The 21,265-nt window shown below is 41.8% G+C and carries 26 protein-coding genes and 1 other annotated feature; of the genes, 5 read left to right on the forward strand and 21 right to left on the reverse strand.

What is annotated here, in order from left to right; translation table 11 throughout:
• Positions 1–7: 7 nt before the first annotated feature.
• From yajC to DFR63_RS11630, 14 genes are all read right to left on the reverse strand, one after another.
• Positions 8–265: a preprotein translocase subunit YajC gene (gene yajC, locus DFR63_RS04120; protein WP_115884466.1), complete on the reverse strand. Its 258-nt coding sequence runs from the start codon at positions 263–265 to the stop codon at positions 8–10.
• An 18-nt stretch (positions 266–283) separates the two neighbouring features.
• Positions 284–1,429 carry a tRNA guanosine(34) transglycosylase Tgt gene (tgt, locus tag DFR63_RS04125; RefSeq protein ID WP_115884467.1) on the reverse strand — a complete coding sequence of 382 codons (1,146 nt, stop codon included), beginning with the start codon at positions 1,427–1,429 and terminating at the stop codon, positions 284–286.
• Between the two features lie 13 nt (positions 1,430–1,442).
• Positions 1,443–2,465, reverse strand: a complete 1,023-nt coding sequence (gene queA, locus DFR63_RS04130) for a tRNA preQ1(34) S-adenosylmethionine ribosyltransferase-isomerase QueA (protein ID WP_115884468.1) — start codon at positions 2,463–2,465, stop codon at positions 1,443–1,445.
• 20 nt (positions 2,466–2,485) lie between these two features.
• The gene (ruvB, locus tag DFR63_RS04135) at positions 2,486–3,484 is read right to left on the reverse strand and encodes a Holliday junction branch migration DNA helicase RuvB (protein WP_115884469.1); all 999 of its coding nucleotides are present in this window, start codon (positions 3,482–3,484) and stop codon (positions 2,486–2,488) included.
• A 13-nt stretch (positions 3,485–3,497) separates the two neighbouring features.
• Positions 3,498–4,094: a Holliday junction branch migration protein RuvA gene (ruvA, locus tag DFR63_RS04140; protein WP_115884470.1), complete on the reverse strand. Its 597-nt coding sequence runs from the start codon at positions 4,092–4,094 to the stop codon at positions 3,498–3,500.
• A gap of 10 nt (positions 4,095–4,104) precedes the next feature.
• A complete protein-coding gene (gene obgE, locus DFR63_RS04145; protein WP_115884762.1) occupies positions 4,105–5,385 on the reverse strand; it encodes a GTPase ObgE in 1,281 nt (426 codons plus the stop codon).
• 86 nt (positions 5,386–5,471) lie between these two features.
• Positions 5,472–5,756 (reverse strand): 50S ribosomal protein L27, encoded by a 285-nt coding sequence (gene rpmA / locus DFR63_RS04150; RefSeq protein ID WP_115884471.1) that lies wholly within the window; start codon positions 5,754–5,756, stop codon positions 5,472–5,474.
• Positions 5,757–5,766: 10 nt separating this feature from the next.
• The gene (locus DFR63_RS04155) at positions 5,767–6,087 is read right to left on the reverse strand and encodes a ribosomal-processing cysteine protease Prp (RefSeq protein ID WP_115884472.1); all 321 of its coding nucleotides are present in this window, start codon (positions 6,085–6,087) and stop codon (positions 5,767–5,769) included.
• The gene (rplU, locus tag DFR63_RS04160) at positions 6,087–6,395 is read right to left on the reverse strand and encodes a 50S ribosomal protein L21 (protein ID WP_115884473.1); all 309 of its coding nucleotides are present in this window, start codon (positions 6,393–6,395) and stop codon (positions 6,087–6,089) included. The genes DFR63_RS04155 and rplU overlap by 1 nt, the downstream gene beginning before the upstream one ends.
• A gap of 11 nt (positions 6,396–6,406) precedes the next feature.
• Positions 6,407–6,478, reverse strand: a sequence feature (ribosomal protein L21 leader region).
• A 41-nt stretch (positions 6,479–6,519) separates the two neighbouring features.
• Complete coding sequence (gene mreD, locus DFR63_RS04165) at positions 6,520–7,038, reverse strand: rod shape-determining protein MreD (protein WP_115884474.1); 519 nt, start codon at positions 7,036–7,038, stop codon at positions 6,520–6,522.
• Between the two features lie 5 nt (positions 7,039–7,043).
• Positions 7,044–7,892, reverse strand: a complete 849-nt coding sequence (gene mreC / locus DFR63_RS04170; RefSeq protein WP_115884765.1) for a rod shape-determining protein MreC — start codon at positions 7,890–7,892, stop codon at positions 7,044–7,046.
• Positions 7,893–8,077: 185 nt separating this feature from the next.
• A complete protein-coding gene (locus DFR63_RS04175) occupies positions 8,078–8,551 on the reverse strand; it encodes a SprT-like domain-containing protein (RefSeq protein ID WP_115884475.1) in 474 nt (157 codons plus the stop codon).
• Positions 8,552–8,930: 379 nt separating this feature from the next.
• The gene (locus DFR63_RS04180; protein ID WP_115884476.1) at positions 8,931–9,797 is read right to left on the reverse strand and encodes a putative RNA methyltransferase; all 867 of its coding nucleotides are present in this window, start codon (positions 9,795–9,797) and stop codon (positions 8,931–8,933) included.
• A gap of 24 nt (positions 9,798–9,821) precedes the next feature.
• Positions 9,822–10,007, reverse strand: a complete 186-nt coding sequence (locus DFR63_RS11630; protein WP_147302196.1) for a hypothetical protein — start codon at positions 10,005–10,007, stop codon at positions 9,822–9,824.
• Positions 10,008–10,391: 384 nt separating this feature from the next.
• On the opposite strand from DFR63_RS11630, the gene chrA reads away from it, so the two are divergent.
• Complete coding sequence (chrA, locus tag DFR63_RS04185; RefSeq protein ID WP_115884477.1) at positions 10,392–11,567, forward strand: chromate efflux transporter; 1,176 nt, start codon at positions 10,392–10,394, stop codon at positions 11,565–11,567.
• A 156-nt stretch (positions 11,568–11,723) separates the two neighbouring features.
• Here chrA and DFR63_RS04190 read toward each other — a convergent pair whose 3' ends face one another.
• Together DFR63_RS04190 and DFR63_RS04195 are read right to left on the reverse strand one after the other, a co-directional pair.
• The gene (locus DFR63_RS04190) at positions 11,724–12,833 is read right to left on the reverse strand and encodes an NAD(P)H-dependent flavin oxidoreductase (RefSeq protein WP_342767900.1); all 1,110 of its coding nucleotides are present in this window, start codon (positions 12,831–12,833) and stop codon (positions 11,724–11,726) included.
• Positions 12,834–12,861: 28 nt separating this feature from the next.
• Entirely contained in the window at positions 12,862–13,710 is an 849-nt protein-coding gene (locus DFR63_RS04195) for an aldo/keto reductase (RefSeq protein WP_115884479.1), read from the reverse strand.
• Positions 13,711–13,913: 203 nt separating this feature from the next.
• On the opposite strand from DFR63_RS04195, the gene DFR63_RS04200 reads away from it, so the two are divergent.
• The gene (locus DFR63_RS04200) at positions 13,914–14,327 is read left to right on the forward strand and encodes an ion channel (protein ID WP_115884480.1); all 414 of its coding nucleotides are present in this window, start codon (positions 13,914–13,916) and stop codon (positions 14,325–14,327) included.
• Between the two features lie 36 nt (positions 14,328–14,363).
• Here the strand turns inward: DFR63_RS04200 and DFR63_RS04205 are convergent, their stop codons facing one another.
• The 4 genes from DFR63_RS04205 to DFR63_RS04220 all read right to left on the reverse strand — a co-directional run bounded on the left by DFR63_RS04205 (position 14,364) and on the right by DFR63_RS04220 (position 17,620).
• Positions 14,364–14,726: a hypothetical protein gene (locus DFR63_RS04205; protein ID WP_115884481.1), complete on the reverse strand. Its 363-nt coding sequence runs from the start codon at positions 14,724–14,726 to the stop codon at positions 14,364–14,366.
• A 13-nt stretch (positions 14,727–14,739) separates the two neighbouring features.
• Entirely contained in the window at positions 14,740–15,426 is a 687-nt protein-coding gene (gene radC / locus DFR63_RS04210; RefSeq protein WP_115884482.1) for a RadC family protein, read from the reverse strand.
• On the reverse strand, positions 15,426–16,139 hold the full coding sequence (locus DFR63_RS04215) for a prepilin peptidase (protein ID WP_162842274.1): 714 nt from the start codon (positions 16,137–16,139) through the stop codon (positions 15,426–15,428). The genes radC and DFR63_RS04215 overlap by 1 nt, the downstream gene beginning before the upstream one ends.
• A 245-nt stretch (positions 16,140–16,384) precedes the next feature.
• On the reverse strand, positions 16,385–17,620 hold the full coding sequence (locus DFR63_RS04220) for a hypothetical protein (protein ID WP_147302197.1): 1,236 nt from the start codon (positions 17,618–17,620) through the stop codon (positions 16,385–16,387).
• Between the two features lie 168 nt (positions 17,621–17,788).
• Here DFR63_RS04220 and DFR63_RS04225 point away from each other — a divergent pair, with 168 nt between their 5' ends.
• The 3 genes from DFR63_RS04225 to DFR63_RS04235 are packed head-to-tail and all read left to right on the forward strand — an operon-like array spanning position 17,789 to position 20,386.
• Positions 17,789–18,979: an amidohydrolase gene (locus tag DFR63_RS04225; protein ID WP_115884485.1), complete on the forward strand. Its 1,191-nt coding sequence runs from the start codon at positions 17,789–17,791 to the stop codon at positions 18,977–18,979.
• A gap of 42 nt (positions 18,980–19,021) precedes the next feature.
• The gene (locus DFR63_RS04230) at positions 19,022–19,726 is read left to right on the forward strand and encodes a DUF5058 family protein (RefSeq protein WP_115884486.1); all 705 of its coding nucleotides are present in this window, start codon (positions 19,022–19,024) and stop codon (positions 19,724–19,726) included.
• Between the two features lie 15 nt (positions 19,727–19,741).
• Entirely contained in the window at positions 19,742–20,386 is a 645-nt protein-coding gene (locus DFR63_RS04235) for a small-conductance mechanosensitive channel (protein ID WP_115884487.1), read from the forward strand.
• Positions 20,387–20,573: 187 nt separating this feature from the next.
• Here DFR63_RS04235 and DFR63_RS04240 read toward each other — a convergent pair whose 3' ends face one another.
• Positions 20,574–21,242 carry a type 1 glutamine amidotransferase domain-containing protein gene (locus tag DFR63_RS04240; RefSeq protein ID WP_115884489.1) on the reverse strand — a complete coding sequence of 223 codons (669 nt, stop codon included), beginning with the start codon at positions 21,240–21,242 and terminating at the stop codon, positions 20,574–20,576.
• Between the last annotated feature and the right edge of the window lie 23 nt (positions 21,243–21,265).

Genomic DNA, 21,265 nt, shown 5'->3' on the forward strand with positions numbered 1-21,265 from the left:
TTTGTATTTATTTTACAACTTCTTTTAGAGCGACACGGTCAAATTTAAGAACTGCCGACTCATCAGTACGTAAGTACATGTGCTTCTGGTCGAAAGACTCTACAGTACCATGCAAACCGCCGATTGTAATGACTTCATCGCCTTTTTGCAGTCCAGCCTGCATTTCCTGTACCGCTTTTTGTCTCTTTTGAGCCGGGCGGATCATTAGGAAATACATAACTAAAACTAAAACGATTATCGGTGCGAAAGTTACGAGTAATTCCATTGCGCAATTTCCTCCTGCTTAGAAATTTTTCGGATTTTCAGTATTCAATCCATAAGATTCGAAAAATGCTTCTTTAAAATCCAATAAATTATCATTTAAGATTGCAGTTCGAACATCTTCCATCAAGTTTAACAGAAAATAAAGATTATGATAAGTAGTAAGTCTCAATCCGAGTATCTCATTTGCTTTAAATAAATGTCTGAGATAGGCACGTGTGTAGTTTTTACAAGTATAGCAGTCGCAATTCGGATCCAGCGGTGTAAAATCGCGTTCGAATTTTTTATTTTTAACGACAACACGCCCTTCGGAAGTCATCGTTGTTCCGTTTCGTGCAATACGCGTCGGCAGTACACAGTCAAACATGTCGACCCCGCGGATAACACCTTCGATCAGAGCATCCGGCGAACCGATGCCCATTAAATATCTCGGTTTATCTTCCGGCAGCAGGTTCACGGTTTCTTCAAGCACTCTGTACATTACAGGTTTCGGTTCTCCAACAGATAAGCCGCCGATGGAATAGCCCGGGAAGTCCATTGCTACTAAATCCTTCGCACTCTGTTCGCGGAGGTCTTTATATTCCCCGCCCTGGACGATGCCAAAGAGCGCCTGGTGTTTATCGTGTCCTTTTTTAATATGATGGTTGAGACCGCGGTCAGCCCAGCGCGTCGTGCGTTCAACTGACTGCTTAACGTAATCGTGGGTCGAAGGAATCGCTGCACATTCGTCAAAGCTCATCATAATGTCAGAGCCGAGGTCGTGCTGAATATCCATCGCGCCTTCCGGACCTAAAAACAATTTAGAGCCGTCGAGATGGCTGCGGAAGTGGACGCCTTCTTCTGTAATTTTACGGCGGTGGCTCAGGCTGAATACCTGAAAACCGCCTGAGTCTGTCAGAATCGGCTTGTCCCAGTTCATGAACTTATGGAGGCCGCCGGCTTCTTTAACAATGTCATTTCCTGGACGCAGCCATAAGTGATACGTGTTCGATAAAATAATCTGCGAACCGATATCAGCAAGCTCTTCCGGAGACATCGTTTTGACAGTTGCGAGCGTGCCGACCGGCATGAAAATCGGTGTATCGATAACACCGTGCGGTGTATGGAGCTTGCCGAGACGCGCACCGGTCTGTTTGCACGTTTTAATATGTTCATAGCGAATTGCCAAAGTAGTCACCTCTTTAATATAAAATCATCGCATCGCCGAACGAGAAGAAACGGTATTCCGAGTCGACTGCGTGGGCGTATGCATTTAAAATATGTTCTCTCGAACTGAATGCGCTGACCAGCATGACCAGCGAAGATTTAGGCAGATGGAAGTTCGTTATCAAGACGTCCACCGCCTTGTAAATAAAGCCCGGGTAAATAAAAATATCTGTAAATCCGGAGGCTTCTTTAAATTCGCCGTGCTCATGCATAATAGTTTCGAGCGTACGGGTACTCGTCGTACCGACGCTGATAATTTTACCGCCGGCATCTTTAGCCCGGTTCAGTTTTTCTGCCGCATCAGCTGTCATCGTATAGAACTCGCTGTGCATTTTATGGTCTTCAATCGTTTCTGCTGCGACCGGACGGAAAGTTCCGAGGCCGACATGCAGAGTAATATAAACAATTTCAACACCTTTATCCTGAATCTCTTTCAGCAGTGTCTCGGTAAAGTGCAGCCCTGCTGTCGGTGCTGCAGCTGAACCCGATTCCCGTGCAAAGACAGTCTGGTAACGGTCTTTATCATCGAGTTTTTCTTTAATATACGGCGGCAGCGGCATTTCACCGAGTTCATCCAGAACCTGTTCCAGAATGCCGTCGTAAATCAGCTTCATATGATGAATACCTTCTTCGAATTTCGCTGTGCATTCCGCAACGAGCTTACCTTCTCCAAAATTAATCCTCGTACCTATACTGATTTTTTTCGCCGGACGGATGAGTACTTCGTATCCGCCGTCAAGCGGTTTTAAGAGCAGCATTTCAATTTTTGCGCCTGTTTCTTCTTTGATGCCAAACAGTCTTGCAGGCAGTACTTTCGTATCATTTAATACGAGTACATCCCCCGGATTAAAATAATCCGCGACATCGTAAAAATGTTTGTCGGTCAACTCGCCTGTCGTCTTATTAACAGCAAGCAGCCTTGAATTAGTTCGTTCTTTTAACGGTGTCTGCGCAATTAAGTTTTCAGGCAGATGAAAATCAAATTCTTCTAACTTCATGTGTTTCCTCCTAAACCAGCTTAAGTCAAATCAATATTTTTAAAATATTCAAATGATTTCGCTGTGGCTTTACGCCCTCTTGGTGTCCGTTCCAAAAATCCGCGCTGGATTAAATACGGTTCATATACATCATTCAGTGTCACGACTTCTTCGCCGATGGATACTGCAACGGTTTCGAGGCCGACGGGACCGCCTCCGTATGTACCGATAATGGTCCGCATAATTTTATGGTCAACCGGTTCGAGGCCTTCCGGATCGACCTCCAGCACTTTAAGTGCATAATTCGTAGTATCCAGTGTAATTGCTTCTTCACCTTTAACCATTGAAAAGTCTCTGACGCGCCGGAGCAGTCTGTTTGCTATTCTCGGCGTGCCGCGTGATCTTCTCGCGAGCTCGTCCAGACTGTTTTCCGGAATCGCCACTTCAAAAATATCCGCTGTCCGTTCGATAATCAGCTTCAGGCTGTCAAGGTCGTAATACTGCAGTCTGAGCTGTACCCCGAAACGGTCTCTGAGCGGTGCTGAAAGACTTCCGAAACGGGTCGTTGCGCCGACTAAAGTAAACGGCGGCAAATCGATTCTGATACTTCTCGCTTCATCGCCCTGACCGATGACCACATCGATAAAGAAATCTTCCATGGCGGAATATAAAATTTCTTCAACGAAACGCGGCAGTCTGTGAATTTCATCGATAAAGAGCACATCACCCGGTTCTAAACTGGATAAAATCGCAGCGAGGTCACCGGCTCGTTCAACCGCCGGCCCGGATGTCGTCTTAATATTAACGTTCATTTCAGCAGCGATAATATTGGCAAGCGTCGTTTTACCGAGCCCCGGCGGACCATGCAGAATTACATGATCCAGCGCTTCTTCACGCATTCTTGCCGCCTCGATAAACACGCTTAAATTATTTTTAAGCGCATCCTGTCCGATGTACTGCTGCAATTTTGCCGGCCGGAGCGATAATTCGAGCGACGCTTCATCATCGTGCTCATGCTCATCCAAAATACGTTCATCCATTACTTCACCCCGTTTAATTTAGTAATAGTTTAAGTCCAAGCTTCACTGCTTCGTCAACAGAACTGATATTTTCTTTTGCAAGTTTCTTCTCGATGCGTGTCAGCTCACGTTTCGAGTAGCCAAGAACTTCAAGCGCGAGCAGTGCCTCATCGACGTATACAGAATCTGCAGCAGCTGCTGCTGCTGTTTCAGCAGGATCCGCTGTTTCATCCGGCTTCAGCTTGCCTTTTAAGTCGAGAATAATCTGGCTGGCACTTTTTTTCCCGATGCCCGGGAATTTCTGCATAAAAGCATTATCTTCCCGTTCTATTGCATTGATTATTTCATTCGGCGTTGCTGCAGCAAGTATAGCCAAGGCACTTTTAGGACCAATCCCTGTCACTTTCAAGAGGGATTTAAACATTGATTTTTCACTCTCACTGGTAAAGCCGTACAGCGTATGTGCATCGTCTCTTACTATGAGCTCTGTAAAAATCGTTACATCCGTATTGATATAGCGTTCAAGCCGGAACGGATTTGGTACGAGCAGCAAATACCCGATACCGCCTGTCTCCACAGTCGCTCCAGCTGGTTTGACTTCCGTCAGCTTACCTTTTATATACTGGTACATTTATGATCACCTATTCTACAAATTCAAACTCTCCGCCTAAAATACGCACAATATTTCCAGCCTGTATACCGCGGTCGCGGAGTGCATCATCGATACCCATCGTGCGCATTTGTCTTGCGAATCTGCGTACTGCAGCTTCGCGGTTAAAGTCTGTCATCATGAACAGACGTTCAATTGCTGCGCCTGATACAACATAGGCGCCGTCATCATCACGTGTAATTTCAAATTTATCAGGATCTTTTTCATGACGGTATACAACGCGGCTTTCCGTCTCAATCTCTTCTTTAACAACCGGCTGTTCTTCAAGCAGATCTGCCACTTTATATAGAAGCGCATCGATATTTTCACCCGTTGCTGCTGAAATTTGTACAATTTCACTCTCCGAATCAATGCCGTCTATAAAGTTATTAATTATTTCTTCATCGTGATCGATTAACTCCACTTTATTTAAAGCGATAACTTCCGGACGCTCGAGGAGTTCTTCGTTGAACATCGCCATTTCCCGACGGATAGTTTTGTAATCTTCAACAGCATCTCTGCCGTCAGTTTCAGAAATGTCCACTACGTGCACGAGCACTTTTGTTCTTTCGATATGACGGAGGAACTGATGACCAAGCCCTGTCCCGCCTGATGCGCCTTCAATAAGTCCCGGCATATCAGCCATGACAAAGGTTCTTCCATCTTTTGTCTGTGCCACGCCGAGGTTCGGCTGCAGTGTAGTGAAGTGATAATCTCCGACTTTCGGTTTCGCCTTTGATACAGTACCAAGCAGGGTTGACTTACCGACACTTGGAAAACCGACAATACCGACATCCGCCATCATTTTAAGTTCCATTGTGACTTCGAGCTCATGACCTGGCTCCCCGTTTTCCGCAAAGTCCGGTGCCGGGTTGCGGCTTGTAGCAAAGCGGGAGTTGCCGCGCCCGCCGCGCCCGCCTTTAGCGATTACCGCCTGCTGGCCGTGTTCAATCAGATCGGCAAGCGTTTCGCCATTCTCCGAGTTTTTAACTATGGTGCCGGGCGGCACTTTTAATACTAATGGCGCACTGTTTTTACCGTGCATATTAGAATTCATTCCATTTTCTCCGTGGGATGCTTTAAAGTGACGCTGGAATCTGAAGTCCATTAAAGTTCTTAAGCCTTCATCTACTTCCATAATAATATCTGCACCGTTACCGCCGTCTCCGCCGGATGGCCCGCCCATCGGAATATATTTCTCTCTGCGGTATGCTACCAGACCGTTACCGCCGTTACCTGCTTTCAAGTGGACGGATACGTAATCTATAAACATAACACTCACCTCCATGTAAGATTCTTTATTTTTAATTATAACATTCATAAAAAAAGACATCAGCAGAAGCTGATGCCACAAAATTATTATTTTGCTTCCTGATATACAGAAACACGTTTTTTGTCGCGTCCGACACGTTCGAATTTAACAACACCGTCGATTTTCGCGAATAGCGTGTCATCTCCGCCGCGTCCTACGTTTTCACCAGGGTGAATTTTAGTACCGCGCTGACGGAATAAAATAGATCCGCCTGTTACGAATTGTCCATCTTGTCTTTTGGCACCAAGGCGTTTTGATTCAGAGTCACGACCGTTTCTAGTCGACCCAACCCCTTTTTTCGATGCGAAGAACTGTAAGTTTAATTTTAACATTCAATACACCTCACTCATGTTCAATTTTTATAAATTCGCTATATTCTGATTCAATAGTTTTTAATGACACAATCATTGTTTCCAAAATCAATTGAACTCTGTCATCAGATGTATCTTCAAGCTTAACACTTAAATATCCACCTTCTTCGGCCATATCTATGGCCGGCTCGTAATCAGTAAGCGCAAATACTGCGTTCACACTGCCGAATACAACTGCCGAAGCACCTGCACATACGAGATCTTTTCCGTGAACATCAAAGTCCGCGTGTCCGTCCATCGTAAATCCGGTAATATGTTTCTCACTGTTACGGGCAACGATAACATTAATCATTACGCGTTGATTTTGCCGATTGTTAATTTAGTATAAGGCTGACGATGACCTTGTTTACGGCTGTAGTTTTTTCTGCGTTTGAACTTGATAACGTTAATCTTTTTACCGCGTCCATGCTTTTCAACTGTAGCTGTAACAGTAGCACCTTCAACTGTAGGAACTCCAACTTTAGCGCTGTCGCCTCCAACAAAAAGTACTTTGTCAAACGTGAATTCAGCGCCTTCTTCAACTTCTAATTTTTCAACGAAGATTGATTGACCTTCTTCAACTTTTACCTGTTTACCACCTGTTTCGATGATTGCAAACATACTTACACCTCCTATTATTTAAGACACGCCACTATAGGTGGGCTCTGCCGCTTAAACCTATATATGTGCGGTTGACGTTTACGTTTCATCAACTACTGTATTATATAAAATATAAGTGGCTGTGTCAATTGATTCTCCGCAATTCTTTTCTGACCTTCGCCGTCTGAATGGCAAGGACATAAAGGATAACGAAAAACAGCGCACTGACCAGTACGCTAGGGATTGCCCGGAGCGCGATATAGTCGAAGAACGGCATCGCTATAAAATCGAGCACCCGGTAAATCGCGTACTGGTATAAATCGAAAAGAAATGTGTTCAGCAGGACGACAAAGGCCATCGCTACAAAATCCCTGTAGAACACTCTGAAAGCTGCCTGCATAAAGACTACGAAGGCGATAAAACCAAAGATGTGAACACCGTACAGCGAACCGATGTACACATCGAGCATAATACCGAATACAGCAGCAAAAAACATACTGATTCCCGGCCCTGCGTATATCGTTAAAAGCAGAATATACATAAACAGAAGCTTCGGCACAAAGTAAACTTCAACTCCAAAAACCATCATCGGACTGAAGCCGGTAAAAGCCATATCAGTATACATGAGTAATATTCCTATAATAAAAATTACTATCGTCTGCATATTTGTCAATCCTCCAGTGACTCAGGATCGCGTTTTAAGACAAACACATTATCCACATCATTTAAGTCACTGTTCATCTGTACATAAGCGTTCTGGCTCAGCCCGTATTCATCGTTTTCAACTTCCACTACTTTACCGATAACAATACCTTCAGGGAAAGCACCTGTCAGTCCCGATGTAAATACTTCGTCGCCTTTTTCAAGTTTTACCTGGCTTTTAATATTTTCCACGACCAGCACATCATTTTCCGTATCGAAGTTACGGATGTTGCCGTATACAGCTTCATCGTTGTGTCTTACTTCAACCGACAGGTTATTTTGTGATGCATTCGTCGAAATCATCTCGATAAAACTCGAATTACCGTTAACGCGTTTAACAATCCCGACCAGTCCTTCCGATGTCGACACTGCCATGCCTTCTTTAATGCCGTCTTTTTCTCCCTTATCAATCGTAAAGGATTCGAGCCACTGGTCAGGTGCACGTGAAATAACCCGGGCATTGACAGTCTCGTAAGCCATACTGGAACTTACTTCCAGAGACTCTCGCAGCTCTTCGTTTTCAGCCTTGAGACGTTCATTGTCCGACTGCAGCTGCGGCAGCATATCGAGCTGCTGTTTCAGTTTCTCGTTTTCTTCAAGTGCACTGAAACTTCCTGCTATGTTTGAAAATATATTTCCTATAAAGCTGAACGGCGCATCGACAACCTTTTGAGTCGCGGCTGCCGTATCACCGGTGAACTGCTCCGCTTTCGTTGTGGAATCTCTGTCCGACAAAGAAAAACCGATTAATGCAATTAATACTACTATGCCAAACAGCACGATTAACATGCGGTTTCGATTAAAAAAATTAATCACTCTCATGCCGCCCCCAAAATTTAATATCTGGGTAAATAATACCACATTTGATGACAGACAATAAACTAATCTTGATAGAGTTCTGTAATCTCATCGAGTCTTTCTGCAAATGTTTTTAAATCTTTATCATATATAAGTAACTATATGAAACACTTCTCTCTTGAATCAATTCAGATAATCTTTAATCAGCTCGCTGCTACAGTACCTTTATAAGTAAACTTGCCGCGGCAGTGTCTGCATATATACCTTTTATTGTAGCCTTTGACCCTTTTCGTAAACTGGTAGCTGCATTTTCTGCACTCATATAAATAGGCCTGGCCCTTATATTTATAGCTCCGGGTTTTGGCAATACCGAGACGCTCCAGCGTCTCGGTAAATTCACGATCCGAATCTCTGTATGGTTTCTTTAATGTGTATAGTGCATAATGAACACATTCGTGATACAGCACATCGAGAATAATTTCCCTGGAGTTATTAACGAGAAAAGTGTGGGACATAACAATTTCTTTCGAAACAACCTGCTGCTTCTGATATTTTATTTGAAAGGCGCCGAGCTTAGATTTCATTCTTTTTGATATTCTGATTGGGATTTCGAGTGTGAGTCCGAAATTTTCAGCGAGAAATTTACGGGCATAGCTGTGCAATCCATCACTGTTCATAATATGTTCACCTTCTTAGTGTTTAAATAGCCTTAAAAAAGGCAACAAAAAAAGGGAGATCAAAAGTCTCCCTAACAGATAAATAATATAATATGATATCTAGGCCAAAGGCACTATCGAAGAACGACTTAGTTAATGATATGAAGAGTATAGCTTTAACTTTTGTTTGTGCGTTCTGTTATGTATTTCTTAATATATTTTCATTATATTTTAATGTTCAGAACTTTTCAAGCCCATGAGCGAATTTCTTTTACTTTGTAACGTGTTTGTAATAAACACAGTAATATTTCCATATAATTTTCTCTCTTTAGTGTAATTATCAACTATTATCTTTAAAATAGCAAACTATTAACTGAAATATATACGGAAATGTTTCAATTTAATTTTCAGCAGCTGCAAGGATAATATGCATATCCACCGTAATTTCTTTATTCCCCTTATCCGCAAATCTTTCTATCTGCGCTGTATCTGCATGCCAGCCGAGCGGTGTCATGGAGATTAAATCTTTCAGTGCAGCAGCGTCAAGAAATTTCGTATAAGTTATCCGTTCTTCTTTCACAAGCTTAACATTCTTCTTCATTAATTCAAGTGTATCATTGTTTTCATATTCTTTCCCTTCTGTACCGCTGAACAATTCCCTGCGGAGTTCTTTTAAATAACCGCTGCTCGGGATTACTTTTATAATTATACCGTCTTCAGCTAAAATTCTTTTAAATTCAGAGTAATTTGCAGGCGATAAAAAATTCAGTATAAATTTGCAGGACTTGTCACTAAGCGGCGGGTTCGCAAGATCTCCAGCAATCCACAATGGATTTCCGTAATTTTTCGCCGCCATTAAGATACCCTCTTTTGAAATGTCCAGGCCGATACCCGTCAATGTTTCTGTATTTACTTTATCAAGTATCGTCTGCAAGTGAGACCCTTCACCGGAACCCGCATCAAACAGCAGTGAATCTTCTGCTGAATGATTTAATATTATATCAGCAATTTTATCGTGTACCGGTGCATATAATTTTTCATCACAGATTATTTTTTGCCGTGCCTCAAATAAAGCATCATCGTACTGAGTATCCACAGGTTTTTTAAGAATATTTACATAGCCCTGTTTGGCGAAATCAAAAGTGTGGTTATTGACGCAGACCAGACTTTTAAGCTCTCTCACTTCCACAGCTTCATGACAAAGCGGACATCTTAATTTTCTGCTTATATTTTGTGCAGTCATTGCACTCTTTTCTCTTTTTTTCATTTAAAATCCCTGCCTGAACTTATATTAAAATAAAAATATTACCACACTGACTATGAAGAAGACCAGACCGATAATCGCGGGAATAAATGCCGCTAGTATCTGTATCTTGGTGCCGCCGATTAAACAGCGCTTTGGTTTTTCCGGGTCGTACAAGTCAATCAGTTTGTATCCTATCGGGTATCTATTGATAATCGACCCGTGGGCGGTCATATTTTTCTTTCTTCAGTATATGACGCCGCCTGCTTCATATTCTATAACCGGATAAAGATTATTATCGCTGCCCTGCACTTTATCGACAAATTTACCTGTCGTTCTGCTGTACATTTCCGCTTTTTCACTGCGACTCCAAAAACATAAATTATCACTGATATTAAAATCAAAAAAAGTCCGGCGGACCCGAAAATCACAGTAAAAATCTGCTGGTCTGACATGTAATGAAACACTCCAGCGTAATAATTATTTAGAAAATAATTATAGCATATGATGCGAGCGCAAATGAGACAGTGTTAAGTTTGTGTAAATAACTAATAGCCAATGTTAATAATCTTCTAAAAATGCTATCTTTTAAGGAGACTATACTTTTAGGAGAAATTAATGAACAAACTCAGAATACTGTTAGAAATATTTTTAGTATCGACGAGACTCGGATTGACATCCTTTGGCGGTCCGACAGCCCATCTCGGTTATTTCCATGCCGAGTATGTCGGGAGAAAAAAATGGATGAGTGAAAAAAGCTATGCGGATTTAGTTGCACTTTCACAATTTCTGCCGGGACCTGCATCGAGCCAGGTCGGCATCGGTGTCGGTGTAATGCGCGGCGGTGTACTCGGCGGACTGACATCATTTATCGGCTTTACCCTGCCCTCTGTTATCGTCTTGATGATTTTTGCTTCTCTGATGACGACTTTCGATATCAGTGAAGCAGGCTGGATACACGGTTTGAAAATTGTTGCCGTTGTAATTGTCCTCCACGCCATTCTGGGAATGAGTAAAAATCTCACACCGGATATAGAAAGAAAAGTCATCGCACTGTTTGCTCTGGTCGCAACACTGCTTTTTCAATCGGTATTTACCCAGATCGGTGTTATTCTGATTGCAGCGGTCATCGGTTTTATTCTTTTTAAAGATTATAAGGACGATGGTCAAAAATCTGCATCTTTCCCAATTAAAAAAAGTTTTTCTGCAGCATGTTTAGTATTGTTTTTCGTACTGCTATTTGTATTGCCGGCCTTCCGTGAGCTGACAGGCTCTTACTGGGTTGCTGTTATAGACAGCTTCTACAGAGCAGGCGCTCTTGTATTCGGCGGCGGACATGTAGTATTGCCGCTACTTGAACAGGAACTCGTTCCGACGGGATGGATTACGGAAGAAGCCTTCCTCGCAGGATACGGTGCAACACAGGCAGTACCCGGTCCGCTGTTCACTTTCGCAGCTTATCTTGGAACAGTAATGAACGGCTGGTTTGGGGGACTTATTGCAACTGCCGCGATATTCCTGCCGGCCTTCTTGTTAATATTAGGCGCACTGCCATTCTGGGATATGCTCCGTAATAACGAGAAGATCAAAGGTGCTGTAATGGGTGTTAATGCCGCAGTTATCGGTATATTGATTTCGGCACTATATACACCGATCTGGACAAGTTCTATTTTAAAACCTGCAGACTTCGCTCTCGCAGCCATACTGTTCGTCATGCTGCTCTACTTCAAACTTCCGCCGTGGGTTATTGTAGTAACCGGCGGCGCTGGCGGTATGTTGATCGGATTTCTGTAAATGTTAATAAAAGCAGCTGCATATTATGCGGCTGCTTTTGTCTTATATACGCTGGTTGATAAGAAAGATCGCAGGATTGGAACAGCTTATGTACGTTGTCGATTCCATAACGTACTTATAAGTCGCCCCATGAGCTTTGTCAATTTAACAACGTACTTACCCAAGTATCTTCCTCGCACCATCCACAATTTCTTCTACTATTTCAGCTGCCGGCTGCTCTTTTACAACAGAGCGCAGATTTTGTCCTGCCCAGAGCGACATATACTCGCTGTCACTATATACAGCTGCGGCACTTCTGACACTTTTCGTTGCAGAGTTCTGATACGGATATGGCAGCGGCTCTGCAGTAAATTTTTCTATAAATTTGTTAAGTATACCGCGTGCCGGTCTTCCGGAAAACACTTTGGTGACAACCGTCTCATCTTCTTTACTGGCAAAAAGTTTTTGCTTATAAGCTCTATGAATGCCTGCTTCTTCACTCGATAAAAATCGCGTGCCTATCTGAACGCCTGCAGCCCCGAGAGCAAGAGCAGCTGCGAGGCTTCTGCCGTCATTCACCCCGCCGGCAGCAACTACTGGAATTCCCACATTGTCTGAGACCTGCGGAACTAAAGAAAAGGTCCCGATATCTGCTCCATTTTCATGACGGATTAAATCAAAAGTTCCTCTGTGACCGCCTGCATCTGAACCCTGAGCAATAATAATATCTGCACCGCTCTTTTCGGCAAGGACAGCTTCTTCAACCGTCGTTATCATCGCCGTGATTTTCATACCTCTTTCTTTAGCTTCTTTTACTTTATCTTCTGGCAGGAGACCGAAAGCTGTACTGATTACCGGTACTTTTTCTTCTATTAATATTCTAACCTGCTCATTAAAATAATCAGCTGCATTAAACTGAATATCCGCTTCGCTCACATCAAGATCCTTGCCAATTTTAAGCAGTTCAGTCATCACTGCTTCTTTCTTTTCAGCATCCGGTTCTGCAGAATTGTCCACACAAAATAAATTCACAGCAAATGGTTTATCCGTTAATTTTCTAATATCGCAAATCGTCTGCCTGATATCTTCCGGCTTCATATATGCAGCGCCCAGTGTGCCAAGGCCGCCGGCCTTGCTCACTTCCGCAATCAGTTCCGGCGTTGTTGCTCCCCCAGCCATTCCCGCCTGGATAATTGGATATTTAATATTTAAAACATCACAGATTTCAGTTTTTAAACTAATCATTCTACCGCTCCCATCTGTAAATTGATTTATAACAATCGTAATTTAATACACAGAAGCTCAATAACAGATATTATTCCGGTGTTTTCGAAGAATTCATGCCCGTCACAATGTCCATAATATTATAATCGACAATCCTCGGATATTTGCCGTCAAGAGCTGCAATTTCTTCCATATCAGCTTTATCAAGTGAAAAATCATGAACATCAAGATTTTCTTCCATGCGTTCTTTACGAACCGATTTTGGAATAATGATAATCTCCTGCTCAAGATGCCACCTTAAAATAACCTGCGCAACAGTCTTATTATATTTATCTGCGATTTTCTTCAGCATTTCATCTTTTAGAATATCATGTTTCGCTTCAGCGAGCGGTCCCCATGATTCAACTTTCACCCCGTACTCTTGCATTACTTTTTGAGCTTCTTTTTGCTGCAGGAAAGGATGAAGCTCAATCTGATTTACTGCCGGAACGACTTCATTATTAACTATTAAATCTACGAGACGTGTTGAATCAAAGTTCGACACACCAATTGCTTTAATTTTACCTTCTTTATAAAGTTCTTCCATAGCACGCCATGAGCCGTAATAATCTCCGAGCGGCTGATGTATTAAATACAAATCAAGGTAGTCTGTTCCTAACTTATCCAAAGTTTTTTCAAATGCTTTTTTAGCTTTGTCGTACCCCTGGTCAGCAACCCACAGCTTGCTAGTCAGGAAAATTTCTTCACGGGCTACTCCGCTCTTTTTAATTGCCTTACCAACGCCTTCTTCATTACCGTAGGTCGCTGCAGTATCCAGACTGCGGTAGCCGGTCTCAAGTGCATCGAGCACACAGCGTTCTGTTTCTTTCGGGTCAACTTGGAAAACACCGTAGCCTTCAATCGGCATTTTTAAACCATTGTTAAGTTCTGCGTACTGCATATAAATTCCTCCACTTTAAAATATAATTTAAATCCTCTTTGTTTTTATTATACATATATATTTTTGAACTTAACAGACTGCATTTCCACTGTTCTTCCACTGGTATTTTTAAAGCAATCCATAAAATTTAACCGGGTTTCATAATCTCCTGTACAGGGAAATAAAGAATATTTACACTGATAAAATCTATCAGGAGGGGTTTCATGTCTCATGCGATTTTAACCATTTTCATCTTATTTTTTCTCTTTCAAATCGGGGCTTTCGCAAAGAAAAAGGGAGAGATGAAAGATACTCATAACTTTGCGCTGCAATGGCCGCTTTATCTTTATATCTTTACCGTTATGATTTCTCTGACTTTAATCTTTGCAGGAATTTATTACATTATGTCATTTTCTTCCCCGATACTGATCGACAGCAATCAGGGGTCTGTGATGAAGGATCATAACTTTGCAGAAATGATTTACTACAGCGGAGCAACTCTCTTGTCTATCGGATACGGAGACTTGAATCCCATCGGCCCGATTCGTTACATCTCGCTCTTTGAAGGCTTTCTCGGCATCGTTATGCCTACTGTCATATTTATCAGCGAAATTACTAATAAGCATAAGGAAGACTGACAAACAGTGCCCTTATGCTTATTTATAAAATTATTTTCACCAGTCCGAGGCATAATATAATCTGTACTTTTTATAATCGATAAACTTCGCGTGATAGAAATCCATAGCTGCCTGATTAATATAGGAATGGTACAGTCTGTCATACTCATAACTGCCGAAAAAAGGCCCTGGATATGACGGCAGCAGCAAGTTGGCTTTTTCAGGAGAATAGCGGATTTCATTCAGTCTAAGATATAAATCTGAAATAATGTTTTCTTTTAAGAGTATTTTCCCCGGGTTTGAAATATTATAATTTTGTTCAAAGTATCCCTGCAGCGCATTAAATTTTCTGTAGTAGCTGTACTCTATTATTTCTCCTGTCTCAATATCTTCCAGCAGTAAATACATATCCAGTCCCATACTGAAGCCTCCATTATATATAATTCATTTCTTTCAGAGAAACATACTTGCCGTCACCGATAATAATATGGTCCAGAAAGTCCACTCCTATCAAATCACCGCATTCACGTAGTCTTTTTGTGACTTCGATATCTTCTTCTGACGGTGTCGGGTCTCCGCTCGGATGATTATGGACACAGACAAAAGCTGCAGCGCTACGTTTCACAGCTTCCCGAAATATTTCACGCGGATGCACAATACTTGTATTCAGGGAACCGATGAATAGGGTTTTTTCTTCTATGACCATATTTTTGGTCGTTAAATACAGCACGATAAAATGTTCCTGATTGTAATATCTGATTTTCTCCATCAGTATATCCGTCACGTCTTTTGGAGACCGGATATACTTATCTTCTTCCCTCGAATGGGTATGCATTCTGACAGCGAGTTCTATAAAAGCAAGTATAGTAATAGCTTTCGCCTTGCCGATTCCGTTAATGGCAGTCAGCTCTTCATAAGTTACATCTCTCAGTTCTCTGATGGACTGCAAATTCTTTAATATTTTACTGGCTAAGCTGATACTTGATTCATTCCGGTTACCTGTGTTGATTAATATGGCCAGCAGTTCCTGATTCGTTAATTTATCCGGGCCGTAATTAATTAAACGTTCCCGGGGTTTATCGGAATCATGCATTTCTCTTATAAGCAGTTCTCCAGTCATTAAAATCCTCCATAGTATATATCGATAAAATCAGCGTAGAGATAAAATGTCGTGATTAAGCTTGCAGCGATGAATGGAACTAAGGGCACCTTAGTAATACGCGAAGTCTGAAACAAATCCAGAATGATAATCGAAATTCCGCCGATTATATATGTGAATAAAAAGGTAAAGATAAAAAAATCAAAGGGTGTTATTACTGCCAGTACAGAAAACAGCTGAATATCGCCGTAGCCGATTTTTTCCTTAAACAGCATATAGAAAATATGGAGAATCACCACGGTAAAAAAATCAATCCGTACATCCATATATTCAAAACCGGTTAAATATAAGCCGGAAACGAAAAGCAGCATCAGCATATGAACGGGAATCAAGAGCGTATCAAAATCGTAAATTGACAGAGGAATAAGTATGCTGACGAGCAGATAATACAGCAGCATATTATCGTAACTGAGTGGTACGATAAGCGGCATTACAAACAGTAAAATTGTCAGCACTTCCACTATTAAATAATTCAGGCCAACAGGTTTCCTGCAATGACTGCAGCGTCCGCGATTTTTTAAATAGCTGATAATCGGAATCAAGTCAGTGACTTTTAAATTTGTTAAACACGAATCACAACGGCTTCTTCTCGTTAAAAAGGAAATACTGTCCGACTGAGTCAATGCGTAAAGGAAAGAGGCGACCAGGCCGCCCGCAATGATAATTAGAGACATATTTAACCTCCAGCTCGTGATAAGCTCAATATAAGCTGCAGCTAAGTTGTTGTAAAATCGCATAAATTTAAAATTTGTATGTATATCTGGACAGTTTTTTCAAGATTGCACCGAAATCAGATTATTAATGGAAAACTGACTGACAAAAGTATGATTTTCGCAGAAATAAAAAATCTTTTAAAATAGAAAAATCCGTAATCTAAATGAATAGATTACGGAAGTTCCGCTTAACACGCTTTTATATTTTACTCATAAATACCTTCCGGCACTGTGATACCTTCGTCATCATATTCACCATAATCTTCGAGGTCCGATGATACTTCAATATGCAGTTTCTCACCTTCCACTAAGCCTGGTGCAGTTGAAACATAAGCAACATGTGACAGTTCATTCGTTTCTTTATCAACGATACCGACTACAGCATTTTGCTGCTCCGATAATTCAGCATTGGTAAACTCTACACTGAAAAGGCTGCCGAATGTATCATGCAAGATATTTTCAGATCCGATGTTATGAAGATAATAATTCTCATCATCTTCCGAGATATTGATTACATCAGAACTTTCCATAAAAGCGTCATGCAGATTGGAGTATGAGCCGTAATAGATTTCTTCTGCTTCAGCCTGTCCTCCGTAATCATTCCACATGCCGTTCTCATACACAAACAGTGAGTCGGCATCAGCATAAGCGTAAGGAACAATCGAACTCGTCGCAGGATCGAACATGCCAGAGAATACTTCAAATTCATCCCCTTCATCTATTTCCGCTGTCAGACCTGCCACATCACTATCCGCAGGAAGGTCTGAATTTCCGGCAAAAACGTTAATTACCATAAATGTTTCTGCATAGTAAGTCGCTACATCTTCTTTTGGCATGAGTACTTCTTCAATTGCTGCATCCGATTCGGAAGCGTTCGCCAGCTGTTCGCCGATACCTGAGTTCAATTCAAACATCGAAGTCATTTCAGTACCATCTTGTCCGGTTAATGTCTCTTCGGAAACTTCAAAATTAATATCTCTTGATTCCGATTCTGCACTGTCCGCATCAACATTATCTATTGAAGATGAGCTTTCAGATGAATCATCTTCTTCAATACCGTCTTCACTGTCACTCTCTGAATCATCAGTTTCAGTACCCGATTCTTCATTTTCCGCTTCATCATCTCTGTCAGTGTCTTCTCTTGCTCTGTCTTCACCTGTTGTATCTTCTGTCTCATCCGTTGATTCGTCATCTGATGTATCTTCGCCGGAATTTGTCCCTTCTGTATCAGTTTCTGCTTCTTCACCGGATCCTGTACCTTCCTTGTCTTCTACAGAATTATCCTCGGCATCTTCTTCTGTGCCCTCGCTCGGTGCCGTATTATCTTCCGCAGGTTCCTCCGTGTCACTCGTTCCGCAGCCTGCTAAAAATAAGAAGCCTGCAAATAACAGCATTAAATATCTGATAAATATCCACTCCTTAAGATTAAGAATATAGTTCATTATAATTTTTACTTTCCCTAAAAATTTCTGAATAAACGGAAAATGGACAAATAAAGACATAAAATCGTCACAACTTATATTTTCTTAAATTTCTGAATACATAAAATAATTTGTCATTATATTTCCCCAGTGATAAACTATGTTCATATATAAAAAGGGGGATTCACAATGAGTTTAAAAGAAAAGCTTTTCAGTAAACTGGAGTCGAAAGAACAGCACATGATTGAAACGAGAAGGCATCTTCATGCTAACCCGGAACTTTCATTTAAAGAAGAAAACACAGCGAAGTTTATCGAAGACTTTTATAAGGATAAGGATGTTAAAGTTACTGCAAATGTTGGAAACGGTTATGGAATTATCGTTGAAATCAGCGGCCAGTCACCTGGCAAAACCATCGGTCTTCGCGCCGACTTTGATGCACTGCCGATTCAGGAAGAAGCAGATGTTCCTTTCAAGTCTAAAAATGACGGAGTGATGCACGCCTGCGGACACGACGTACATACCGCTTACCTGCTCCACCTCGGGGAAGCGCTGATTGAATTAAAAGATGAATGGAACGGCACGATAAAACTCATTCATCAGCACGCTGAAGAAGTACCGCCAGGCGGTGCGAAAAGCATTGTTGAATCAGGCATACTCGATGACCTCGACGAAGTATACGGCATTCATATTTTCCCTATGCTCGACGTCGGGGAAGTAGGTCTGATATCCAGCAATTCAATGGCCGGCCGCTCCAACTTTGATTTAACTATACAAGGTTCAGGCGGACACGGCGCAATGCCTCATACGACCCATGATGCGTTAGTTGCCGGCGCTTACTTTGTCGCTGAAGCACAGACAATCGTTTCCCGCCGCATGGATCCGATGGACTCAGTCGTCGTATCAGTTACAGCCTTCGATGCACCGGGCGGCTACAACGTTATTCAGGATAAAGTTACTCTTAGAGGAACAGTCCGTTACTTAAATGAAGAAAATAAAGTACCTGCCTATGAAGCTATGAAGAAAATTGCTGCCGGTATTGAAAGTTCATTTGATGTTGAATGCGATCTGGATTATGTTTACGATTATCCGGTGACCTACAACCACCCTGAGGAGACACAATATGTGGAAGATATTTTATCAGAAAGTGTCGGTTCTTATATTACTGAGATTAAACATCCGAAACCTTCCAGCGGATCTGAAGACTTTGCATATTACACTCAAAAAATACCCGGGACTTTCATCCACGTAGGATCGAAACCTGACGGTGTGGAAAATCCATATCCAAACCATCACCCTAAATTTGAAGTTCATGAAGATTCGCTTTTAATCAGTGCGAAAACTTTAGGAGATGTGGTTTTAGGACGCCTTGAAAGTTAATGTAATTTAAAAACAGAAAGATAAATAAAGGGGTTTGATTACATGTCAGGTATGGATTTTGCCAACTCCCCTGTCGTCTGGATATTTGCTTCCGCGATAGTGGCCTTGGTTATTTTTCAGGCAGTAAAATTTTTATCATTATCAAAGAAAGCAGCAAGAGATGTGGGCATCAGCGAAATGGATATTAAACGCGCAGTGAAGACCGGAAGTATTACTGCGATTGGTCCTTCAATTGGTATTATCATTGTTGCAGTATCTTTAATTTCATTAATCGGCAATCCGCTGACTATGATGAGAATCGGTGTTATCGGATCTGCACCGATTGAAAGTATGGGCGCACAGCTGTCGGCACAATCTGCAGGAGCAGCTTTAGCGGGGGATGGTTTTACTCCTGAAATATTTAACCTCGTCGTCTGGACCTTATGTATCGGCGGTGCCGGCTGGATGATTTTTACCTTTTTCGCTACACCGTACTTAAGTAAAATACAGACTAAATTAACAGCTAAACCAAAAGGTGAATACTTAATGGGCATAGTTGCGAGCGGTGCAATGATTGCCGTTTTCGGATCGTTAACCGGCGCTGAAATGATAAAAAGCGCACCCTATATTTTCACGGCAATAGTGGCTGTAATTTCGTCACTTACATTTAACTATATAGCAAATAAAAAAGGAATTAACTGGCTGAAAGAATGGTCATTAGGATTTTCAATACTGATCAGTCTGATCGCAGTTTATTTCTTTATATAAAACGGAGGGGTTTTTATGCAGGAATTTAGAGCAGCCTCTCACAGATGGGGCCGTATTACTTTAGGGCTGGCAATCTTAATATCATTTGCAATGCCTTTATACATTTCGTTTGTTATGGGATTCCATCCCGGATTCTCATTAATTCTTAACAGCTTTCTCGCTTATGCAGCAGTTGTTGCAATCGTCTGGTTTTTAGAACCGATTATGTACTTCCCTGTACTCGGAGTATCCGGTACATATGTTGCATTTTTTACCGGCAACATCTCAAACATGTGCCTGCCTGCAGTCGCATCATGCCAGGAAGCAGTCGGTGTTAAAGCGGGTACAGATGAAGGTGAAATTATCGGCACACTTGGAATCAGTGCCGCTTCACTCGTTAATAAAATAATACTGATACCTGTTATACTTGCGGGACTATGGCTCTTAACAGTGATTCCTGAAAGTGTACAGGAAGTATTTCCATTCGTTCTGCCGGCAATCTTCGGTGCAGTACTCGCACAATTTTCAGGTAAATTCCCGCTTTACGGAGTGCTCGCACTCGGTGTCGGAATACTCGTAAATATGTCGCCGCTGCCGCTGTTCACAAAAAATATTTTATGTATCGTCATCTTAGTTGCCATTATGCTGACTGTAAATAAAATGAAAAATAAAGAAGCATAGTATTATTAAAAACCATCCGGAATCTCTGTGATTCCGGATTTTTCATGTGATAAATTTGTCCGGGTAGGACGACGATCTGGTGTTGTACTTGTACATACCATAATGCACCATTCCCCGCGGTCCACACCCTCATCCCAATCCAAAAAAAGCGGCACCCTAAAAAGAGTACCGCTTACTTCAAAATATATTATTGCAATCTGTTAATTACTGCTTCTGCAACCCCTTCGGCTGATGCCGGGTTCTGCCCCGTAATAAAGCTGCCGCTTGAAACGACATTTTCTTCGCCCGCTTCGCCTTTTACGAAACCTGCGCCGTTTTCTTCAAGTTTTGTCTGCAGCATAAACGGCATATCTTCTGATAAATTCACGGCGTCTTCTTCAGCATTTGTAAATGCAGTCAGTTTAACACCGTCTACTAAATATTTACCGTCCTTGGTTTTTGCATCGGCAAAGGCTGCCGGTCCGTGACATACAGCACTGATAATTCTGCCGTTGTCTTTAAAGTAGGCCATAATATTTTGAATATCAGGATCTCCCGGGAAGTCAAACATTGCCCCGTGACCGCCTGCTAAGAATATTGCGTCATATCCTTCATATACCAGGTCTCCGATACGCGGCGTTTTCTGAAGAAGTTTCGTCACTTCAGTGAATTTCTCATCATCATTCCCATTCTCGACAGAGTTCGGGTCAATCGGAACATCTCCGCCTTTCGGTGATGCTATATCAACTTTAAATCCTGCACTCTGAAATGCGATATAAGGTTCTGCTGCTTCAGACAGCCACAGACCTGTCGGTTTATCTTTATTGCCTGCGATTGTGTCAGCATTTGTTACCATAATTAATACAGATTTAGTCATATTAATATCCACTCTCCTTTTAA

Origin of the sequence: Jeotgalicoccus halotolerans (genome assembly GCF_003387165.1) — a bacterium.
Lineage (GTDB): Bacteria > Bacillota > Bacilli > Staphylococcales > Salinicoccaceae > Jeotgalicoccus > Jeotgalicoccus halotolerans.

Excerpts from the sequence above, each read along its gene's own strand:
- yajC (WP_115884466.1), bottom strand. The coding sequence starts at position 265 with ATGGAATTACTCGTAACTTTCGCACCGATAATCGTTTTAGTTTTAGTT.
- queA (WP_115884468.1), bottom strand. The coding sequence starts at position 2,465 with ATGAAGTTAGAAGAATTTGATTTTCATCTGCCTGAAAACTTAATTGCG.
- ruvB (WP_115884469.1), bottom strand. The coding sequence starts at position 3,484 with ATGGATGAACGTATTTTGGATGAGCATGAGCACGATGATGAAGCGTCG.
- ruvA (WP_115884470.1), bottom strand. The coding sequence starts at position 4,094 with ATGTACCAGTATATAAAAGGTAAGCTGACGGAAGTCAAACCAGCTGGA.
- obgE (WP_115884762.1), bottom strand. The coding sequence starts at position 5,385 with ATGTTTATAGATTACGTATCCGTCCACTTGAAAGCAGGTAACGGCGGT.
- rpmA (WP_115884471.1), bottom strand. The coding sequence starts at position 5,756 with ATGTTAAAATTAAACTTACAGTTCTTCGCATCGAAAAAAGGGGTTGGG.
- DFR63_RS04155 (WP_115884472.1), bottom strand. The coding sequence starts at position 6,087 with ATGATTAATGTTATCGTTGCCCGTAACAGTGAGAAACATATTACCGGA.
- rplU (WP_115884473.1), bottom strand. The coding sequence starts at position 6,395 with ATGTTTGCAATCATCGAAACAGGTGGTAAACAGGTAAAAGTTGAAGAA.
- mreD (WP_115884474.1), bottom strand. The coding sequence starts at position 7,038 with ATGCAGACGATAGTAATTTTTATTATAGGAATATTACTCATGTATACT.
- DFR63_RS04175 (WP_115884475.1), bottom strand. The coding sequence starts at position 8,551 with ATGAACAGTGATGGATTGCACAGCTATGCCCGTAAATTTCTCGCTGAA.
- DFR63_RS04180 (WP_115884476.1), bottom strand. The coding sequence starts at position 9,797 with ATGAAAAAAAGAGAAAAGAGTGCAATGACTGCACAAAATATAAGCAGA.
- DFR63_RS11630 (WP_147302196.1), bottom strand. The coding sequence starts at position 10,007 with ATGACCGCCCACGGGTCGATTATCAATAGATACCCGATAGGATACAAA.
- chrA (WP_115884477.1), top strand. The coding sequence starts at position 10,392 with ATGAACAAACTCAGAATACTGTTAGAAATATTTTTAGTATCGACGAGA.
- DFR63_RS04195 (WP_115884479.1), bottom strand. The coding sequence starts at position 13,710 with ATGCAGTACGCAGAACTTAACAATGGTTTAAAAATGCCGATTGAAGGC.
- DFR63_RS04200 (WP_115884480.1), top strand. The coding sequence starts at position 13,914 with ATGTCTCATGCGATTTTAACCATTTTCATCTTATTTTTTCTCTTTCAA.
- DFR63_RS04205 (WP_115884481.1), bottom strand. The coding sequence starts at position 14,726 with ATGGGACTGGATATGTATTTACTGCTGGAAGATATTGAGACAGGAGAA.
- radC (WP_115884482.1), bottom strand. The coding sequence starts at position 15,426 with ATGACTGGAGAACTGCTTATAAGAGAAATGCATGATTCCGATAAACCC.
- DFR63_RS04215 (WP_162842274.1), bottom strand. The coding sequence starts at position 16,139 with ATGTCTCTAATTATCATTGCGGGCGGCCTGGTCGCCTCTTTCCTTTAC.
- DFR63_RS04220 (WP_147302197.1), bottom strand. The coding sequence starts at position 17,620 with ATGAACTATATTCTTAATCTTAAGGAGTGGATATTTATCAGATATTTA.
- DFR63_RS04225 (WP_115884485.1), top strand. The coding sequence starts at position 17,789 with ATGAGTTTAAAAGAAAAGCTTTTCAGTAAACTGGAGTCGAAAGAACAG.
- DFR63_RS04230 (WP_115884486.1), top strand. The coding sequence starts at position 19,022 with ATGTCAGGTATGGATTTTGCCAACTCCCCTGTCGTCTGGATATTTGCT.
- DFR63_RS04235 (WP_115884487.1), top strand. The coding sequence starts at position 19,742 with ATGCAGGAATTTAGAGCAGCCTCTCACAGATGGGGCCGTATTACTTTA.
- DFR63_RS04240 (WP_115884489.1), bottom strand. The coding sequence starts at position 21,242 with ATGACTAAATCTGTATTAATTATGGTAACAAATGCTGACACAATCGCA.